This is a genomic window from Microbacterium mitrae (assembly GCF_008017445.1).
GTDB classification, from domain to species: Bacteria; Actinomycetota; Actinomycetes; order Actinomycetales; family Microbacteriaceae; genus Microbacterium; species Microbacterium mitrae.
The window spans coordinates 417,901-433,217 of record NZ_VRSW01000001.1 but is presented as its reverse complement, the minus strand read 5'-3'; the positions used below and the strand labels follow the sequence as shown (position 1 = coordinate 433,217).

General features: G+C 62.8%; 17 protein-coding genes. 13 read left to right on the top strand and 4 right to left on the bottom strand.

All coding sequences use genetic code 11. The annotated features are described in order from the left end of the window. The first annotated feature begins 50 nt into the window (after window positions 1-50). The 4 genes from FVP60_RS02060 (at window position 51) to FVP60_RS02045 (ending at window position 2,330) form a co-directional block, all read left to right on the top strand. Window positions 51-626, top strand: coding sequence for a helix-turn-helix domain-containing protein (locus tag FVP60_RS02060; protein WP_147824606.1), 576 nt, complete (start codon window positions 51-53; stop codon window positions 624-626). Further along, window positions 626-1,267: a DUF6036 family nucleotidyltransferase gene (locus tag FVP60_RS12965; protein ID WP_187240530.1), complete on the top strand. Its 642-nt coding sequence runs from the start codon at window positions 626-628 to the stop codon at window positions 1,265-1,267. The genes FVP60_RS02060 and FVP60_RS12965 overlap by 1 nt, the downstream gene beginning before the upstream one ends. A 46-nt stretch (window positions 1,268-1,313) precedes the next feature. Next, window positions 1,314-1,655, top strand: a complete 342-nt coding sequence (locus tag FVP60_RS02050; RefSeq protein ID WP_147824605.1) for a YciI family protein — start codon at window positions 1,314-1,316, stop codon at window positions 1,653-1,655. A gap of 63 nt (window positions 1,656-1,718) precedes the next feature. Then, on the top strand, window positions 1,719-2,330 hold the full coding sequence (locus FVP60_RS02045) for a hypothetical protein (protein ID WP_222705885.1): 612 nt from the start codon (window positions 1,719-1,721) through the stop codon (window positions 2,328-2,330). 91 nt (window positions 2,331-2,421) lie between these two features. On the opposite strand, the gene FVP60_RS02040 is transcribed toward FVP60_RS02045, so the two are convergent. Both FVP60_RS02040 and FVP60_RS02035 read right to left on the bottom strand, forming a co-directional pair. Beyond that, a complete protein-coding gene (locus FVP60_RS02040; RefSeq protein WP_147824603.1) occupies window positions 2,422-3,510 on the bottom strand; it encodes a GNAT family N-acetyltransferase in 1,089 nt (362 codons plus the stop codon). A 9-nt stretch (window positions 3,511-3,519) separates the two neighbouring features. Continuing rightward, window positions 3,520-3,780, bottom strand: coding sequence for a hypothetical protein (locus tag FVP60_RS02035; protein WP_147824602.1), 261 nt, complete (start codon window positions 3,778-3,780; stop codon window positions 3,520-3,522). A 396-nt stretch (window positions 3,781-4,176) separates the two neighbouring features. On the opposite strand from FVP60_RS02035, the gene smc reads away from it, so the two are divergent. From smc to FVP60_RS02020, 3 genes are all read left to right on the top strand, one after another. Then, a complete protein-coding gene (smc, locus tag FVP60_RS02030; protein WP_147824601.1) occupies window positions 4,177-7,710 on the top strand; it encodes a chromosome segregation protein SMC in 3,534 nt (1,177 codons plus the stop codon). Window positions 7,711-7,730: 20 nt separating this feature from the next. After that, window positions 7,731-8,603: a signal recognition particle-docking protein FtsY gene (gene ftsY / locus FVP60_RS02025; RefSeq protein ID WP_147824600.1), complete on the top strand. Its 873-nt coding sequence runs from the start codon at window positions 7,731-7,733 to the stop codon at window positions 8,601-8,603. 97 nt (window positions 8,604-8,700) lie between these two features. Next, window positions 8,701-9,201: a DUF2004 domain-containing protein gene (locus FVP60_RS02020; RefSeq protein ID WP_147824599.1), complete on the top strand. Its 501-nt coding sequence runs from the start codon at window positions 8,701-8,703 to the stop codon at window positions 9,199-9,201. Window positions 9,202-9,203: 2 nt separating this feature from the next. Here the strand turns inward: FVP60_RS02020 and lipA are convergent, their stop codons facing one another. Together lipA and lipB are read right to left on the bottom strand one after the other, a co-directional pair. Next, on the bottom strand, window positions 9,204-10,190 hold the full coding sequence (gene lipA, locus FVP60_RS02015) for a lipoyl synthase (RefSeq protein ID WP_147824598.1): 987 nt from the start codon (window positions 10,188-10,190) through the stop codon (window positions 9,204-9,206). Continuing rightward, a complete protein-coding gene (gene lipB, locus FVP60_RS02010) occupies window positions 10,187-10,822 on the bottom strand; it encodes a lipoyl(octanoyl) transferase LipB (RefSeq protein ID WP_147824597.1) in 636 nt (211 codons plus the stop codon). The genes lipA and lipB overlap by 4 nt, the downstream gene beginning before the upstream one ends. Before the next feature lie 129 nt (window positions 10,823-10,951). On the opposite strand from lipB, the gene FVP60_RS02005 reads away from it, so the two are divergent. The 6 genes from FVP60_RS02005 to trmD all read left to right on the top strand — a co-directional run bounded on the left by FVP60_RS02005 (window position 10,952) and on the right by trmD (window position 15,308). Next, complete coding sequence (locus FVP60_RS02005) at window positions 10,952-11,533, top strand: TetR/AcrR family transcriptional regulator (RefSeq protein ID WP_147824596.1); 582 nt, start codon at window positions 10,952-10,954, stop codon at window positions 11,531-11,533. A 56-nt stretch (window positions 11,534-11,589) separates the two neighbouring features. Continuing rightward, the gene (gene ffh / locus FVP60_RS02000; protein ID WP_147824595.1) at window positions 11,590-13,140 is read left to right on the top strand and encodes a signal recognition particle protein; all 1,551 of its coding nucleotides are present in this window, start codon (window positions 11,590-11,592) and stop codon (window positions 13,138-13,140) included. A 207-nt stretch (window positions 13,141-13,347) separates the two neighbouring features. Next, on the top strand, window positions 13,348-13,785 hold the full coding sequence (rpsP, locus tag FVP60_RS01995; protein WP_147824594.1) for a 30S ribosomal protein S16: 438 nt from the start codon (window positions 13,348-13,350) through the stop codon (window positions 13,783-13,785). Window positions 13,786-13,790: 5 nt separating this feature from the next. Continuing rightward, a complete protein-coding gene (locus FVP60_RS01990) occupies window positions 13,791-14,021 on the top strand; it encodes an RNA-binding protein (protein WP_147824593.1) in 231 nt (76 codons plus the stop codon). Beyond that, window positions 14,021-14,617, top strand: coding sequence for a ribosome maturation factor RimM (gene rimM / locus FVP60_RS01985; protein WP_147824592.1), 597 nt, complete (start codon window positions 14,021-14,023; stop codon window positions 14,615-14,617). Before FVP60_RS01990 ends, rimM begins: the two co-directional genes overlap by 1 nt. Window position 14,618: 1 nt before the next feature. Further along, entirely contained in the window at window positions 14,619-15,308 is a 690-nt protein-coding gene (trmD, locus tag FVP60_RS01980; protein WP_147824591.1) for a tRNA (guanosine(37)-N1)-methyltransferase TrmD, read from the top strand. Window positions 15,309-15,317: the final 9 nt, after the last annotated feature.

Here is a 15,317-nt window from a genome sequence, read left to right as displayed (position 1 = left end):
TCAGCCCGGGGCGTAGAATATGGCTCTGCGAACATTTTTTGGAGGATCGCATGACCAACGCATCTGCACTCGTGCGCGCTGCGCGAAAGAGCCGTGGCCTCACTCAGAAAGATCTCGCTCAACGAACACATGTCGATCAGGGGCGAGTCTCACGACTTGAAGGCGGTCGAGAGGCTGAGTTCAGCACCGTAGAACGATTCCTCGGCAGCGCCGGCCATCGGTTATATTCCGCGCCCACACAGCGAGACGACGCGGCAGTCATCGCGGCAGCGATCCGCAGATACCTGCGAGCGGGTGATAAGCACAGCGCTCTTCGCGAACTCATTCAGCTGGGCGATAATCTCGCATCCGAGCACGGTCTTGTGCGGGGTGTGCTCGGTCTCGCCGAGCCTGAACTAACCGGTGATCGTGCCTGGGATGCGGCCATTGCTGGTCTCGTAGAATTGCGCCTCAGCGAGGAGGGGCTACCCGCTCCCTTGTGGGTTACTGACGCGAAAAGGCGGCTCAAGACGCCTCGCACTCTGGATGTTGATCCCGCGGACCCGATCCCCGAGCCCGCTGACGTGCCCAACGAGTTCCTCGGGCGCGGCGTTCTTGTGTGGCGCGATACCTTAGCGAGCATCTGATGGCCGACTCGCTCGGTCGCGAAGACATCATCTCCGGCCTTCGCGACCTCGTAGGCGAGCTACACGCGGCCGGCGAAGTCGCGGGTATACGCCTCGTCGGCGGCGCTGCTCTCGTCATCCGGTACTTCGACAGACGCGCCACCGGAGACCTCGATTCTCTTCATATTCAGCCCGGCAGCGATGACGCCGTTCTCGCCGCGGCTTCACGCGTGGGAGATCGACGAGGGTGGAACACGGGTTGGTTCAACTTCGCGGTGGAGTATGCGGATTCGCTGCCCACATTCGGCCGGAGGGCCGTTGAGTGGGAGACGATCTACGACAAAGCTGGCGTCGTGGTTCAGGTCGCATCGAAGGAAGCGCTTCTCGCCATGAAGCTCCGCGCCAACCGCCCAGGACGCGACGTGAACGACATCCGCCTGCTCCTGGCGCTTTGCGGCATCGACACGCTAGTCGAGGTTGAAGAGCACCCTCGACACTGGCGTTCGTGGCGCTCCCGAGCCCGAAGTGATCAGGCTCGAAACCTTCGGCCGCGAGATCCCGGAAGCCTAGCTCCGCAGGCGCCTTCGGGGCCGGAACCACGTGGTTCCGCCCGCCAGGACCACATCAATCCACCTCGTGCTTTCCCGCTCCGCGCGGCGTAGGCTAGCGAATTGGATAAGAGCCAGCGGCGACACAAAGAGGTGTGAAATGACGAAGTTTCTGATCTCCTTTCCCAGCGGCGAAATGCGCATTCCGGACGGGGAGTTTGACGACGTGGTGCGTGACTCGCACGCCGTCGTGCAGGAGGCAAAAGACGCGGGAGTATGGGTCTTCGGCGGCGGCATCGATGAGGCCATCGCGCCGGTCTTAGTTGACGAGAACGGAACCACGGAGGTCGGCACGTACCCGCAAACGCGGCAGATCGAGGGCGGATACACGGTGCTCGAAGTGCCAACCTACGACGAGGCCGTGATGTGGGCGGCGAAGATTGCGAAGGCCTGCCGCTGCCGGCAGGAACTCCGAGCCTTCATGTACGACCCCGAGAGCTGAACCTGACGCCTCGAATGGAACCATCGGCACGCTTTCGGAGGGCAATTCAGAATGCGGATTGACGTGGTCGAAAACCCGCTTGCGATGCCACAACGAAACGACACGCGGTTTCGGCTCGTGCTGTTCGCCGATGCGACGCTTGAGGTGACGGCGTACGACATTTCAGGCGCCTCGCTTGAGTTCGCCCTGGACGCGGCACGCCAACTCTCGCGACACGATGAAGTGATGTGGGCGCTGGCCGTCGTTGACCAGGAAAGCGCCGTCGAGCCCGCGTTGCTATGGATATCGGGATCCGACTACAGTCAGACTCCCAAGACGCCAAACCAATGGCGGCATCGCCGCGACATGCAGGATCGCTACCTCATGGCGAAGAGTCGGCGACGCCTCCCACTGCTTCTGCCTGATGGCCGACGCTCGATTCGCATGTTCGCCGAATGGGGCAGATTATGGGGGCTGTGGGAGTCCTTCTCCGAAAGCTATGTGCTTGACCCCAGCAGCCTCGGGCTTTCTGCCGAGCTCGGCGATGAGCTGTACGCCTGGAACGACGCATTCAATGACCGTGAGGTTGATGACCCGTTGCCGTCATCTTGGCGTGATGAGGGGCTGGCGCTATACGACCGACTGCAACGAGAGTTGGCAGGCGTTGCAGAAGTGCGCCCCGAGTTCCTCCTTTGACATGCCTCGCGGTGTGTGCCTGAAGAACTCTGTGACCGAAAAACCCCGTGGGGCGGGCAAGCACATGCCTACCCGCCCCACGGGGCACTGTTTAGGAAAGAACCTTCTTCCACGCGCCGATGTGGGCGGCGGGGTAGAAGCCGAGCTCTTCGTTGATGGAGAGCATCGGGCGATTCTCTTCGGCATTCCAGGTGATGATGCGGGGCGAGTCTGGGGCCAGCTCGCGAAGCCGCAGAATGCCTGCGGTTTTCACGAGCGCTCCCAGGCGGTGGCCGCGGTGATCGCTCAGCACCAGCGTGTCGTGCTGGCTCGTCGTGAGCGTGCGATCCAGCGGCAGATCAAGCTCGTTGAACGCGCATAGTTCTCCGCTCACGCGGTGCCGTGCCGCGGTCACCAACTGTGTGCGATTGCCGTCGAGCACACGCGCCTCCATCTTGCGCAGGCGCGCCTCGTCCCACACCTCTTCGTCGAACTCCATATCGGCGCTCGGCGCGTCGGTGACCATGCGCTCCTTCATAACGCAGTAGCCGCTGACGAACTCCTCGGGCGTCGGCAGCATCCACTGCACCACCTCGTAGTCCGCAGCCGCGGCCGCAGCCTCACCGTGAATGCGCTCCACCGCACCCAAATCACCCTGCAGATCAAAAAGGCTCTTTCGTTCGACCTGCTCCAGTGAGTAGCCGTGGCGCAGGTAAAACCGGGCGATGTGATCTTTCGGAACGTAACCGAACCCGGTAGGCGGCTCGAGCCGTGCGTCATCGCTGGCCGGATGTTCCGCCCACGACTGCAGCGACGTGCGACCCGCCTCGCGGGCGATCTGCTCAACGATTTCGTAGGCGGCGGAGCCGATGCCCAGCCCCCAGACGTCTTCGATGAGTTCGATAATCCAAAACGCGACGCGAGAGTCGTCCTCCAGCGGAAGATCAACCCCCATCCGTCCGACCATGACTCCATCCATCTCAATGACGAAAAAGTGGCGCGTGGTGTACTCGTCTGCCCAAAAGTTCGGCAATAGTTCGGCGGCCGTCATGGCTTCGTCATCTGATCCGGAAATCTCCCGGTAGATGCGGTTTCGCACGTCGACCATCGCAATGAAGTCGGCGGCGTCATCGTTGTCGATGCTGGTGGGAATGACATACGAGCGAATGGTGAGCCCGGCAATTTCTGTCGTGCTGTTCATGGTATCTCCTTAGACCTGCAGCAGACGCAGGTAGTGCTCGGTGCGGGCGGCAGTCTCACGGCGATCGCGTTCGGTGCGAACCCGCAGCTGTTGTGCACGCGTGGTGTGATCGGTGGCGGCCGGCATGTGGGCGAGGAGCCAAATGGCGGCGCGGACGGACAAGCGTCGAGTGATGCTGAGCTCGCGTAGCGGGGCGGTGTTGGTCGGCAACGCCGGCGCATGGGCGGTTTCGTGCACATCGAGGCGACGCGAAACGAGAGTCGTAGACACGACAGATCCTTACGTTTTCGGAGCGAAAGTGCTCATGACGGAACCATCAGAAAGGTTCCAAGGGGATGACAAGATGTCGAAGCGCACGATTGCACGCCTTGCGAGGAATGGTCAGTTGCGGGGACTGTGCCCGCTCCGCAGTTACTGAGCCAGAATCAGTGTGATTCCGCGAACTCCAGAGACCACTCCTGCGCGAGCAGTGCCAAATGCGGCGGTGCCGGTGGTGTTCATAATCATGGGTCTCTCCTTTCGTTCGTTGAACCGAAAATTGACACTAGCGCGTTCTCCCAGGTTGCGCAAGCGCCCGGGCGTGTCGCGCATGTTTCCGCGGGTTCTGCCCGGGCAGAACCGTCGTATCCGATAACGTAAGTCAGGCACTATTACCCGGGAGGACGAATGCACCTGAAGAGCGTCACGCTCAAGGGCTTCAAGTCGTTCGCCCAGCCGACCACTTTTGCCCTCGAGCCGGGGGTTACCGCAATCGTCGGGCCCAATGGTTCCGGTAAATCCAACGTGGTTGACGCCCTCGCCTGGGTGATGGGGGAGCAGGGTGCCAAGACTCTGCGCGGCGGCAAGATGGAAGACGTCATTTTTGCCGGAACCTCGACACGCGGGCCGCTCGGCCGCGCGGAGGTGCAGCTCACGATCGACAACGCCGATGGTGCCTTGCCGATCGAATATGCCGAAGTGACGATTAGCCGCACCCTGTTTCGCAACGGGTCAAGCGAATACGCGATCAACGGCGACACCGTGCGTCTGCTCGACGTACAAGAGCTTCTGAGCGACTCCGGCCTCGGCCGTGAAATGCACGTCATCGTCGGGCAGGGGCGGCTCGACACAGTACTGCAGGCGACGCCGGAAGACCGCCGCGGCTTTATCGAAGAGGCCGCCGGAATTCTCAAACACCGCCGCCGCAAAGAAAAGACGCTGCGCAAACTTGAGGCGATGGAGGCGAACCTCACCCGCCTGAGCGATCTCGCCGGAGAGATTCGGCGCCAGCTCAAGCCTCTCGGCAAGCAGGCAGAAATTGCCCGCGAGGCGGCAACCATTGCCGCGATGGTGCGCGATGCGAAGGCGCGCCTGTTCGCCGATGACCTGGTGACGCTACGAACCGCTCTGGCAGATCACGCTCGAAACGAGCACGAACGCTCCGCCGAGCGCATGGTGTTGCAAGACCAAGCCACCACAATGCGTGCGCGGATGGAACATCTGGAACGCGCCCAAAATACCGAGGCCGTCGATCGCGCCCGCAGCGTGCTGTTTGCTCTCGAACAAGTGCAGGAGCGCCTGCGCGGCCTGTACAGCCTCGCAAACCAGCGGTTATCGCTCCTCGGCGCAGAAGAAGATTCGGTTGGCACGCCCATCACCGTCACCCAGGCTGATGTCGACGAAGCCAAGAACGAGATCGCCCGCATCTCATCGGGACTCGGAGAGGCGAAAGACCTCGCGGCCGAGGCCGTCAAAGAAACGATCCGCGCCCGTGCCGAGCTCGACGCACTTGATGTTGACATCGCCGAGCAGAGCGCTCTGGTGAGCGAGCACGATATGCGCATCACCAAGTTGCGCGGTAAGGCGGAGGCCGCCGCCTCAGCGCTCGCGGCCGTGCGCGGTGCCGTGCTGCGCCAGCAGAATGCGATGGATGCCGCCGAGGCGCGACGCATTGAGGCCGCCGAAGCCGCCGATCTGCTGGAAAACGCGGAGGCACCCGACGGCTCAACGCTTGAGCACACATCGCGCTACGAGACGGCGCAGAAGGCGACGGCCGCGGCCGAAGCCGAGCTTGAAGGTCTGCGCGATCGCCTGCACGCCGCGGAGCGCGAAAAAGACTCCCTCACCGCAAAAGCCTCAGCCCTTGGTTCCGCCCTCGCCGTGCGCGGCGGTGCTGCCGCCCTAGCCGCGCGAGGCGGGCACGGCGTCATCGGAATCGTTGCCGACAGCATGAAGGTCAAGGCCGGATACGAGGCCGCCATCGCGGCCGTCCTTGGGGGCGCGTCCGAAGGTCTGCTCGTGCACTCGACGCCGGATGCGATGACCGCCGCCGAACAGGCGCGAGCGGAATCTCTCGGGGTCGTCGATATCGTCATCGCCGAGTCTGCTGTGCATGCGCCGACCCTGCCGAAGATTAAGGGCATTACCCCGGCCCTTGATGTTGTGACCGCGCCCGACGGCATTCGCGGATTGCTGGCGTACGTTGTTATCGCCGAAGATCTTGATGCGGCTCTTGCGGCAAGCGGCGCATTTGAGGCGTCGGTGACCGGATTCCCCGTCACGATCGTCACGCGCGCCGGAGCGGTGTGCACGGAGCACATGATCCGCGCCGGTAGCGGTGAAACCTCCCGCCTTGAATTGGCAGCTGAACGCGATGCCGCGGTTGACCGACTCAGCGAAGTGACCGTGATCGTCGACGCCCTCCGCGAAGGCTTGGAAGACGGCAAAGATGTGCTCGAAAAGGCGCGTCGTCATGCCAAGGAAAGCCTGCAGACGCTGCGTGAGTTTGATGCCGCCGTGGCCAGCCACGCCGAGCACGTCAACCGCATCACGATGCGCCACGAAGCTGCCGTGGCTGAGACCGAACGACTTCAATCGGGCCTTTCACAAGCGCAGGCGGCCGTGGCTGATGCGGAGGCGAAGGCCACAGCCGCAACGCACGAACTGAACGGTGCGCTCGAGGCGCCGCGGCCGATTCTTGACGCGTCGGCACGGGATGGGCTGCTTGCTTCACTCGACGAATCGCGCGAGGCCGAAGTTCGCACCCGCCTGGAGGTTGAGACCCTGCGCGAGCGGGTGCGTGCCGCCGAAGGTCGGGTGGTTGCGCTCGAAGCCCAGCGCGAGCGCGAGCGCGAGGCGGCGGCGGAGGCCGCGCGCCGCGCGGTCATTCGCCGTTCGCAACGAGAAGCCGCGCAAGCCGTCGCGGGCGAGCTTCCCGATGTGCTCGATTCGGTCGATCGTTCGGTCTCCCAAGCGCGCGTTGCGTTGGCGACCGCAGAGGCGGAACGCGCGGCACAGTCACACGAGCTCGTTGAGATTCGTGCGCAGGAAAAGACACTGCGCGACCGCCTGAGTGCGCTCACAGAAAGCGTGCACGGCATTGAACTGCAAATGCACGAGAAGCGTCTGCACGTCACGAGCCTGCTGGAGCGCGTGCACAGCGAACTCAGCCTGAGTGAAGAAATCTTGATCGCCGAGTACGGCCCCACTACGCTTGCTCCGCGCGACCCGCAAGACTCGAGCGAAGAAGATGCCGACGACGGCGCGGCTGGGGGAATCGCGTTTGACCGCCGACAGCAGCAGCGTCGACTCACCGAGGCCGAGCGCAAACTCAACCAGCTGGGCCGCGTCAACCCGCTGGCGCTTGAAGAATTCGCGGCGCTAGAACAGCGTCACAGCTTCCTCAGCGACCAGTTGCACGATCTGACCGAGACGCGAAAGGACCTCCTCGCTATCATCGAAGAACTCGATGAACGCATGCAGGTCATCTTCGCGGCCGCATTCGAAGACACCAAGGTGGCCTTCGGCGAAGTCTTCCCGATTCTCTTCCCCGGCGGCACTGGTTCCATTTCACTGACCAATCCCGACGACATGCTGAACACCGGCATTGAAATTTCGATTCGACCGGTCGGCAAGAAGATTGAGCGGCTGTCGTTGCTGTCTGGCGGTGAACGATCGCTCGCCGCGGTGGCATTGCTGACCGCTATTTTCAAGGCTCGCCCGAGCCCGTTCTACATTCTCGACGAGGTCGAGGCAGCCCTGGACGACGCCAACCTGGGCAGGCTTCTGGGCGTGTTCGAGCAATTGCGGGCCTCGTCCCAGCTGATTGTGATCACGCACCAAAAGCGCACCATGGAGATTGCCGATGCGCTTTACGGTGTCTCCATGCGCCAAGACGGCGTTTCGGCGGTCGTTGGTCAGCGCATCGTTCAGCGTGCCTGAACCGTCGGTAGGCTGGAGTCATGGCGGAAAGTAAGTGGTCACTCGGGCGCGCGTTGCGCGGCGTCTTCACCAAACCCACAATCGATGAGACGACGTGGGACGACATGGAGACCGCGCTGCTGACCGCAGACTTCGGGCCGGACATTACCGAACGCATTATCGATGAGCTCCGCGAGAAGGTTGATCGGTATCGCACCACCGACCCGCGCGACCTCAAGCGCATGCTGGTGGAGACTCTGGAAGAGCACTTCGCGAAGTACGACACCACCCTCAAGCTGACGGAGCGTCCCGCCGTTGTGCTCGTGGTTGGCGTGAACGGGGTGGGCAAAACCACCACGATCGGCAAATTTGCCAAGTACCTGGTGCGCTACGGGCGCTCCATTGTGGTTGGTGCGGCCGATACGTTTCGTGCCGCGGCCGTCGAACAGCTCGCGACGTGGGCGGACCGCGCCGGCGTCGCCATTGTCAAGCCGCAGCAAGAGGGCCAAGATCCGGCTTCGGTCGCCTTTCAGACGATCGAATACGCGATCAACACCGCAACCGAAATCGTCATCGTCGACACGGCCGGGCGTTTGCACACCAAGGGCGGCTTGATGGACGAGCTTGGCAAGATTCGCCGCGTCATTGAGAAGCAGGCGCCGATTAGCGAAGTTCTGCTCGTGCTCGATGCCACAACCGGTCAGAACGGCGTCATGCAGGCTCAAGCGTTCTTGGAGCACGCCGGCGTCACGGGCCTGGTGCTCACGAAACTGGACGGCTCGGCAAAGGGCGGGTTTGTGCTCGCGGTGCAAGAGCGCACCGGAATCCCCGTGAAGCTTCTCGGGCAGGGCGAGGGAATTGATGACCTCACCGGTTTCACCCCGCACGTGTTTGCGCAGTCGCTCGTCGACTGATTGCGCCGCCCCAGCACCGAGCGGGTACATTCACACATTTCTTAGAGTTCCGCGGAGGGGTCTTTTCTCCGCGCGCAGAGACTGGTTGTATAGCGACATGGCGATTGAGCACGACTTCTTCGGACTCCTCGAATCTGGCCCCGACGGGTCGATCTTCTGGTCAGAAGCGCTCGAATTCGGTGACCAATACGTCACCATCGACCTGACCGCGCCCGACCAAGACGACATATCGTCTGACGCACTTGATGTCGCGGCCACCATGATCCGCTCGCTCGAAAACATCGACCTTGCCGCGCGCGAAGCGATGATTTCAGAGCTCAGCGATCGCACCAGCGAGGTCACCGAGTTCTTGTTGCAACAGCAAGAAGAACTCGGCGACGCCCTGCACGACGTGTTGATCGAAATGTCTGGCGACATTCACATCGACATGATTCGCTCGCTTCGGCTGATGAGCGTGACGATCCTCGCCGATGAGCACGGCGGCAAAGATCCGTTCTGCGTGCTCGAATACGCGCTTGACCCTGACGCGATGGACGACGTGCTGTTCGTGAACATCGCCAGCACCGGCGCCATCCTCTCGGTCACCAGCGCCGAATAGCGCTAGACCGCCTGCGCGAACTCGTCCTTCTCGGCGAGATGGCGCAGGTTCTCGGGAATCTCGCGGCCCTTTGACGCCATAGAGCGGGCCCACAACCGCCCCGCGCGGTACGACGAGCGCACCAGCGGCCCGGCAAGAACCCCCAGAAACCCAATCCGCTCGGCTTCTTCGCGCAGCGCGATGAACTGTTCCGGCTTGACCCAGCGGTCAATCGGCAGGTGGCGAGGGGAGGGGCGCAGATACTGCGTCAGCGTGAGAATGTCGCATCCCGCTTCGTGCAGGTCGTGCATCGCCTGCACAATCTCTTCGTCGGTTTCTCCCATACCCAGAATCAGGTTTGACTTGGTGATCAGACCCGCGTCTCGCGCCATGGTTAGCACGCCCAACGAGCGCTCGTAACGAAACGCGGGGCGAATACGTTTGAAAACTCGCGGAACCGTCTCCACATTGTGCGCGAAGACCTCGGGGCGTGAGGCAAAGACTTCGGCGAGCAGATCGGGGTTTCCCGAAAAGTCGGTCGCGAGAATTTCCACGCCGGTGCCCGGATTCATGGCGTGAATTTGGCGCACGGTTTCAGCGTGAAGCCACGCACCCTCATCGGGCAGATCGTCGCGGGCAACACCCGTGACGGTCGCGTAGCGCAGCTGCATCCGCACCACGCTTTCCGCGACGCGACGCGGCTCATCGGTGTCGTACGCCGCGGGCTTTCCGGTCGCGATCTGGCAGAAGTCACATCGCCGCGTGCATTCGGCACCGCCGATCAAGAAGGTCGCCTCACGGTCTTCCCAGCACTCGTAAATGTTGGGGCATCCGGCCTCCTGACACACCGTGTGGAGGTTCTCGTCTTTGACGAGCGCGCGGAGCGAGAGGTACTCGGGGCCGGTGCGGGCGCGGGTCTTGATCCAGTCGGGCTTGCGTTCGATCGGAGTCTCGGCGTTACGAACTTCGAGGCGCAGGAGCTTGCGGCCCTCGGGTGCGGAGGTGGTCATGCAAGTACTCCTGAGAACTCGCGCTCGAAGGCGCGGGTGATGGTGTCGGCGAAGGTTTGGGGGGTGAGGTCGGAGTCGACTTCGCGAGCGATCGTGGTGACGCCGGCATCGAGAATCCCGCACGGAACAATGCGGTTGAAGCCATCGAGAGAGTTGGAGACGTTGATGGCAAAGCCGTGCATCGTGACGCCCCGTTCGACGCGCACGCCGATGGCGGCGATCTTGTCTTCGCGATCGCCATCGGTCAGCCACACGCCGCTACGGCCGGGCACCGTGGTTCCGCGCACCCCCACAACCTCCAGAGCGTCGATCATCATCGCCTCAAGGCGTCGCACGTAAGCCACGACGTCCACCGGATCATCGAGGCGCAGAATCGGGTAGCCAACGAGCTGCCCCGGGCCGTGCCAGGTGATCTTGCCGCCGCGATCAACGTCGATAACGGGGGAGCCGTCATCGGGCCGCTCCGATGGTTCCGTTCGCTTGCCCGCGGTGTAGACGCTGGCGTGCTCAAGCAGCAGCAGGGTGTTGGGAGCGGCGCCTGCGACAACGTCGGCGTGTGTGCGCCGCTGAAGCTCCCATCCTTCGGTGTATTCGACGTAGTCGGGGGCGAACCCCGCATGCTGAACGCGCATATCTCCTCATTGTTAGACTCGGTATAACAACTCCGATTGAAGCCTACACGTCGTTTTGCGGGGCCTCGCGCACGCCGCGATCGCGGATGCCGCGTGCCGGTACGTCGCCGCGAGCAATACGCTGGTGACATGGAACCGACGAGCAGGCAGGGGCGTCCGAAGGCGTCGTCACGCGAAACGCTGTCGGAGGCCGCGTGTGAGCTGTTTCTCGAGAAGGGGTACGACGCGACCAGCGTGAGTGATATCACGGCACGCGCTGGCGTGAGTCGCAGCAGCTTCTTCAACTACTTCGCCGCCAAGAGTGACGTGATTTGGTCGGGGTTTGATGAGCGTGCGGAGCGGCTCGTTTCTGAGCTGTCGATGACCGCGGGCGCCGGTGCCCGCGCCGACATTCGAGAAGCGATTGCGAGTTTTGCCGACGGATTCGCCCCCGACGCCCTCGCGCTCGTGATGTCGAACGCCGCCGCAATGAGCGCAGAAGAAGATTTGGAACGCGAGGGGTCGCTACGCACCGCTCGTATCGCGGCAGCGTTTTCCTCGCGCCTCCTGCGGGCCGAAAACACCGAGCTCTACTCAGCGATTCTTGGCGCGTCGTACGCGGCCGGAATGCTCGCTGCGACGCGGCGCTGGGCGCTCGATGGTTCCGGTCGGGCGCAGCTGGGCGATCGCCTCACCGAGGCCGTCGACATCGTTGAAGCACTCGGCGCATAGCGAGCGCTCGCGTGTGTCAGCGGCAGTGCCGCGATCTCGCGTAAACTCGGAGCATCATGGCTACATTTGGCACGCTATCTGAGCGTCTCACCGAGACTTTCCGCAACCTCCGCACCAAGGGCAAGCTGTCGCCCGCCGATGTTGACGGAACCGTTCGCGAAATTCGTCGCGCCCTGCTTGACGCCGACGTCGCGCTCGAGGTGGTGAAGGAATTCGCCGCCAAGGTGCGTGAGCGTGCCCTCGGTGACGAGGTCAACCGCGCCCTGAACCCGGCGCAACAGGTCGTGCAGATCGTCAACGAAGAGCTCATCGCTATTCTCGGTGGCGAACAGCGCCGTCTCGAATTCGCCAAGACTCCGCCGACGGTCATCATGCTCGCCGGTCTCCAGGGTTCGGGTAAGACGACGTTCGCCGGAAAGCTTGCCAAGATGCTGGCGAAGGACGGCCACACGCCGTTGCTCGTTGCCGCCGACTTGCAGCGCCCAAACGCCGTCGGCCAGCTGACGGTGGTCGCCGAGCGCGCCGGCGCCACGATTTTTGCTCCGGAACCAGGCAACGGCGTTGGTGACCCGGTGCGGGTTTCGCGCGACGGCATTGAGTTTGCCAAGCGTCACCAGCACGACATCGTCATCGTAGACACCGCGGGACGCCTCGGTGTTGACGCCGAGCTGATGAAGCAGGCCGCTGACATTCGCGCCGCCGTACAGCCCGACGAAGTGCTCTTCGTTATCGACTCGATGATCGGTCAAGACGCCGTCAACACCGCAAAGGCCTTCCAGGAGGGCGTCGATTTCACCGGCGTCGTGCTGTCAAAGCTTGACGGTGATGCCCGCGGTGGTGCGGCGCTTTCGGTGGCCAGTGTCACCGGCCGACCGATCATCTTTGCCTCGACCGGTGAAGGCCTCGACGATCTCGAAGCATTCCACCCGGATCGCATGGCGAGCCGCATCCTCGACCTCGGTGACATTCTCACCCTGATCGAGCAGGCGCAGCAGAACTTTGATGAGGCCGAGGCCCTCAAGGTTGCTGAGAAGCTCGCCAACGAGCAGTTCACGCTCGAAGACTTCCTTGAGCAGATGCAGCAGTTCAAGAAGATGGGCTCCATGAAGAAGATGCTGGGAATGCTTCCCGGCATGGGAAACATGAAGCAGCAGCTTGAAGACTTCGACGAGCGTGAGATCGACCGCACCGAAGCCATCATCCGCTCCATGACGCCCGCCGAGCGCCGCACGCCCAAGCTTCTCAATGGTTCCCGTCGTCTGCGCATCGCGCGTGGTTCTGGCGTGACCGTTACGGATGTCAACGCCCTGGTGCAACGCTTTGAGCAGGCCGCCAAGATGATGAAGACGGTCGCCCGCGGTGGCGTGCCCAACATCCCCGGCATGGGCCCGGTTCCCGGTGCGCGCCCCGGCGCTTCTGCCAAGCGTGGCAAGAAGGGTGCCAAGAAGGCTGCCCCGCGTTCTGGCAACCCGGCTAAGCGTGCTGCGGAGGCTGCTGGCCTTGCTCAGACGTCGCAGCCCACGGGCTCTGGCTTCGGTTTGGGCGGCAATAAGGCGCCGTCTGAAGCAGATCTTGCCGAGATTCAAAAGCTTCTCGGCAAAAACTAATCTGCACAGATTCTGCAGATCGGTCGACAACCGGGGCGCTGAGCGTGCCGTTGGTCGAAACTGCTGCTGGAGTCTGGCAGAATAGAACCTTGGATCAACCGCTCGACCCTCTATCCAGCGCGCGATCCACCATAGAGCTTCCGCCGGGTGTGCACCCCACGCTCCGGGCGATCAGTTCGTCTTCCTCAAACACATCTCTGGAGAATCGTGTCTGTCAAGATTCGTCTCAAGCGCATGGGCAAGATCCGTGCGCCTTACTACCGCATCGTTGTCGCTGACTCGCGCACCAAGCGCGATGGCCGCGTCATCGAAGAAATCGGCAAGTACCACCCGACCGAGCAGCCTTCGTTCATCGAGGTTGACTCGGAGCGTGCACAGTACTGGCTGTCTGTTGGCGCTCAGCCGACCGAGCAGGTCCTCGTGCTCCTGAAGCTTACGGGCGACTGGGGCAAGTTCAAGGGCGACAAGAACGCCAAGTCGACCGTTCAGGTTGCTGGCGAGAAGACGGCTTTCGAGGCTCCGGCCGCGAAGAAGTCGGTCATCAAGCCCAAGGCTGAGAAGAAGGCTGAAGCTCCCGCTGAGGAAGCTCCCGCTGCTGACGCTGACGCTGTAGAGGCCCCCGAGGCCGCAGTAGAAGCCGAGTAATCGTCGTGTTGTCCGCCGCGCTCGAGCACATCGTCAAGGGGATCGTTGATCACCCCGACGAGGTGCGTATTAACGCCTCAACGTCGTCACGAGGAGATCTCCTCGAAGTGCATGTGCACCCCGACGATCGTGGACGCGTCATCGGGCGCGGCGGTCGCACCGCGAAAGCGCTGCGGACGCTTATTTCCGCGCTGGCCGACAACCGTCGCGTTCGCGTCGACGTTGCAGACGACTGATGTCTGATCAGGGCCAGAAAAACCAGCTTCGCGTCGGCCGCCTTGTCAAGGCTCATGGCCTCAAGGGCGCCTTCAAGCTGGAGCTGTACACCGACAACCCCGATGGCCGTTTTGTGCCAGGGGCTGTCTTCACACTTCAGGTGCCGGAGTCTTCGCCGTGGCACGGCAAGACCGTCACCGTGCGGGAGTTCCGTTGGATGAACTCCCATGCCGTCGTCTTCCTTGAGGGAGTCGATGACCGCAACGCTGCTGACGAATTGGTCCGCGCGATCTTGTGGATGGACGACTCCGTCGACGAGCAAGAAGACGACGCATGGTACGACCACCAGCTTGTCGGGCTCGACGTCGTGCGCGATGGTGCCGTCATCGGTCGCGTCGCCCGTCTCGAGCACATGCCCGCGCAGGACCTTCTCATCGTCAAGGTCGATGACCGCGAGGTCATGGTTCCGTTTGTCTCTGCCATCGTGCCCGAGGTCAACCTCGCCGAAGGTCGGGTAACAGTAACGCCGCCTACCGGCCTGTTTGAAGAGTCTGACGACGACGCGCAGCCCGAGGTTGCTCGCGACGACTCCGCCGAGCACGCCACCGAGGCGTAACATGCGGATCGACGTCGTTTCGATCTTCCCGTCGTTCTTCGACGTTCTTGACGTCTCGTTGCTCGGCAAGGCTCGTGCCGCCGGCATCATCGATGTGCGCGTTCACGATCTGCGGGAGTGGACGTATGACCGCCACCGCACGGTCGATGACACCCCCTACGGCGGAGGTGCGGGCATGGTGATGAAGCCGGAACCATGGGGCGAGGCACTTGACGCGATCGTCGCCGACTCGACGGTGCGCCCCACCTTTATCTTTCCTTCCCCCGCGGGTGAAGTCTTCACGCAAGCCAAGGCGCGCGAGCTCGCGACCGACGAGCATCTCGTATTCGGGTGCGGTCGCTACGAGGGCATTGATGAGCGGGTTTTTGCCTATGCTGCCGAGCTCGGCACCGTTCGCCTCATGAGCCTGGGGGACTACGTGCTTAACGGCGGCGAAGTCGCCTCGATGGCCATGATTGAGGCGATCGGCCGGCTCATTCCCGGTGTCGTCGGCAACCCAGACAGCCTCGTCGAAGAGTCCCACGAAGACGGTCTGCTTGAGTACCCGTCGTACACCAAGCCCTCCGTGTGGCGCGACCGGGAGGTTCCGCCCATCCTGCTCAGCGGCAACCACGGCGCCATCGCGACGTGGCGTCACGAGCAGCAGGTGCAGCGAACGCGCGAGCGTCGCCCTGACCTGCTCGGCGACTAACACTCGTGC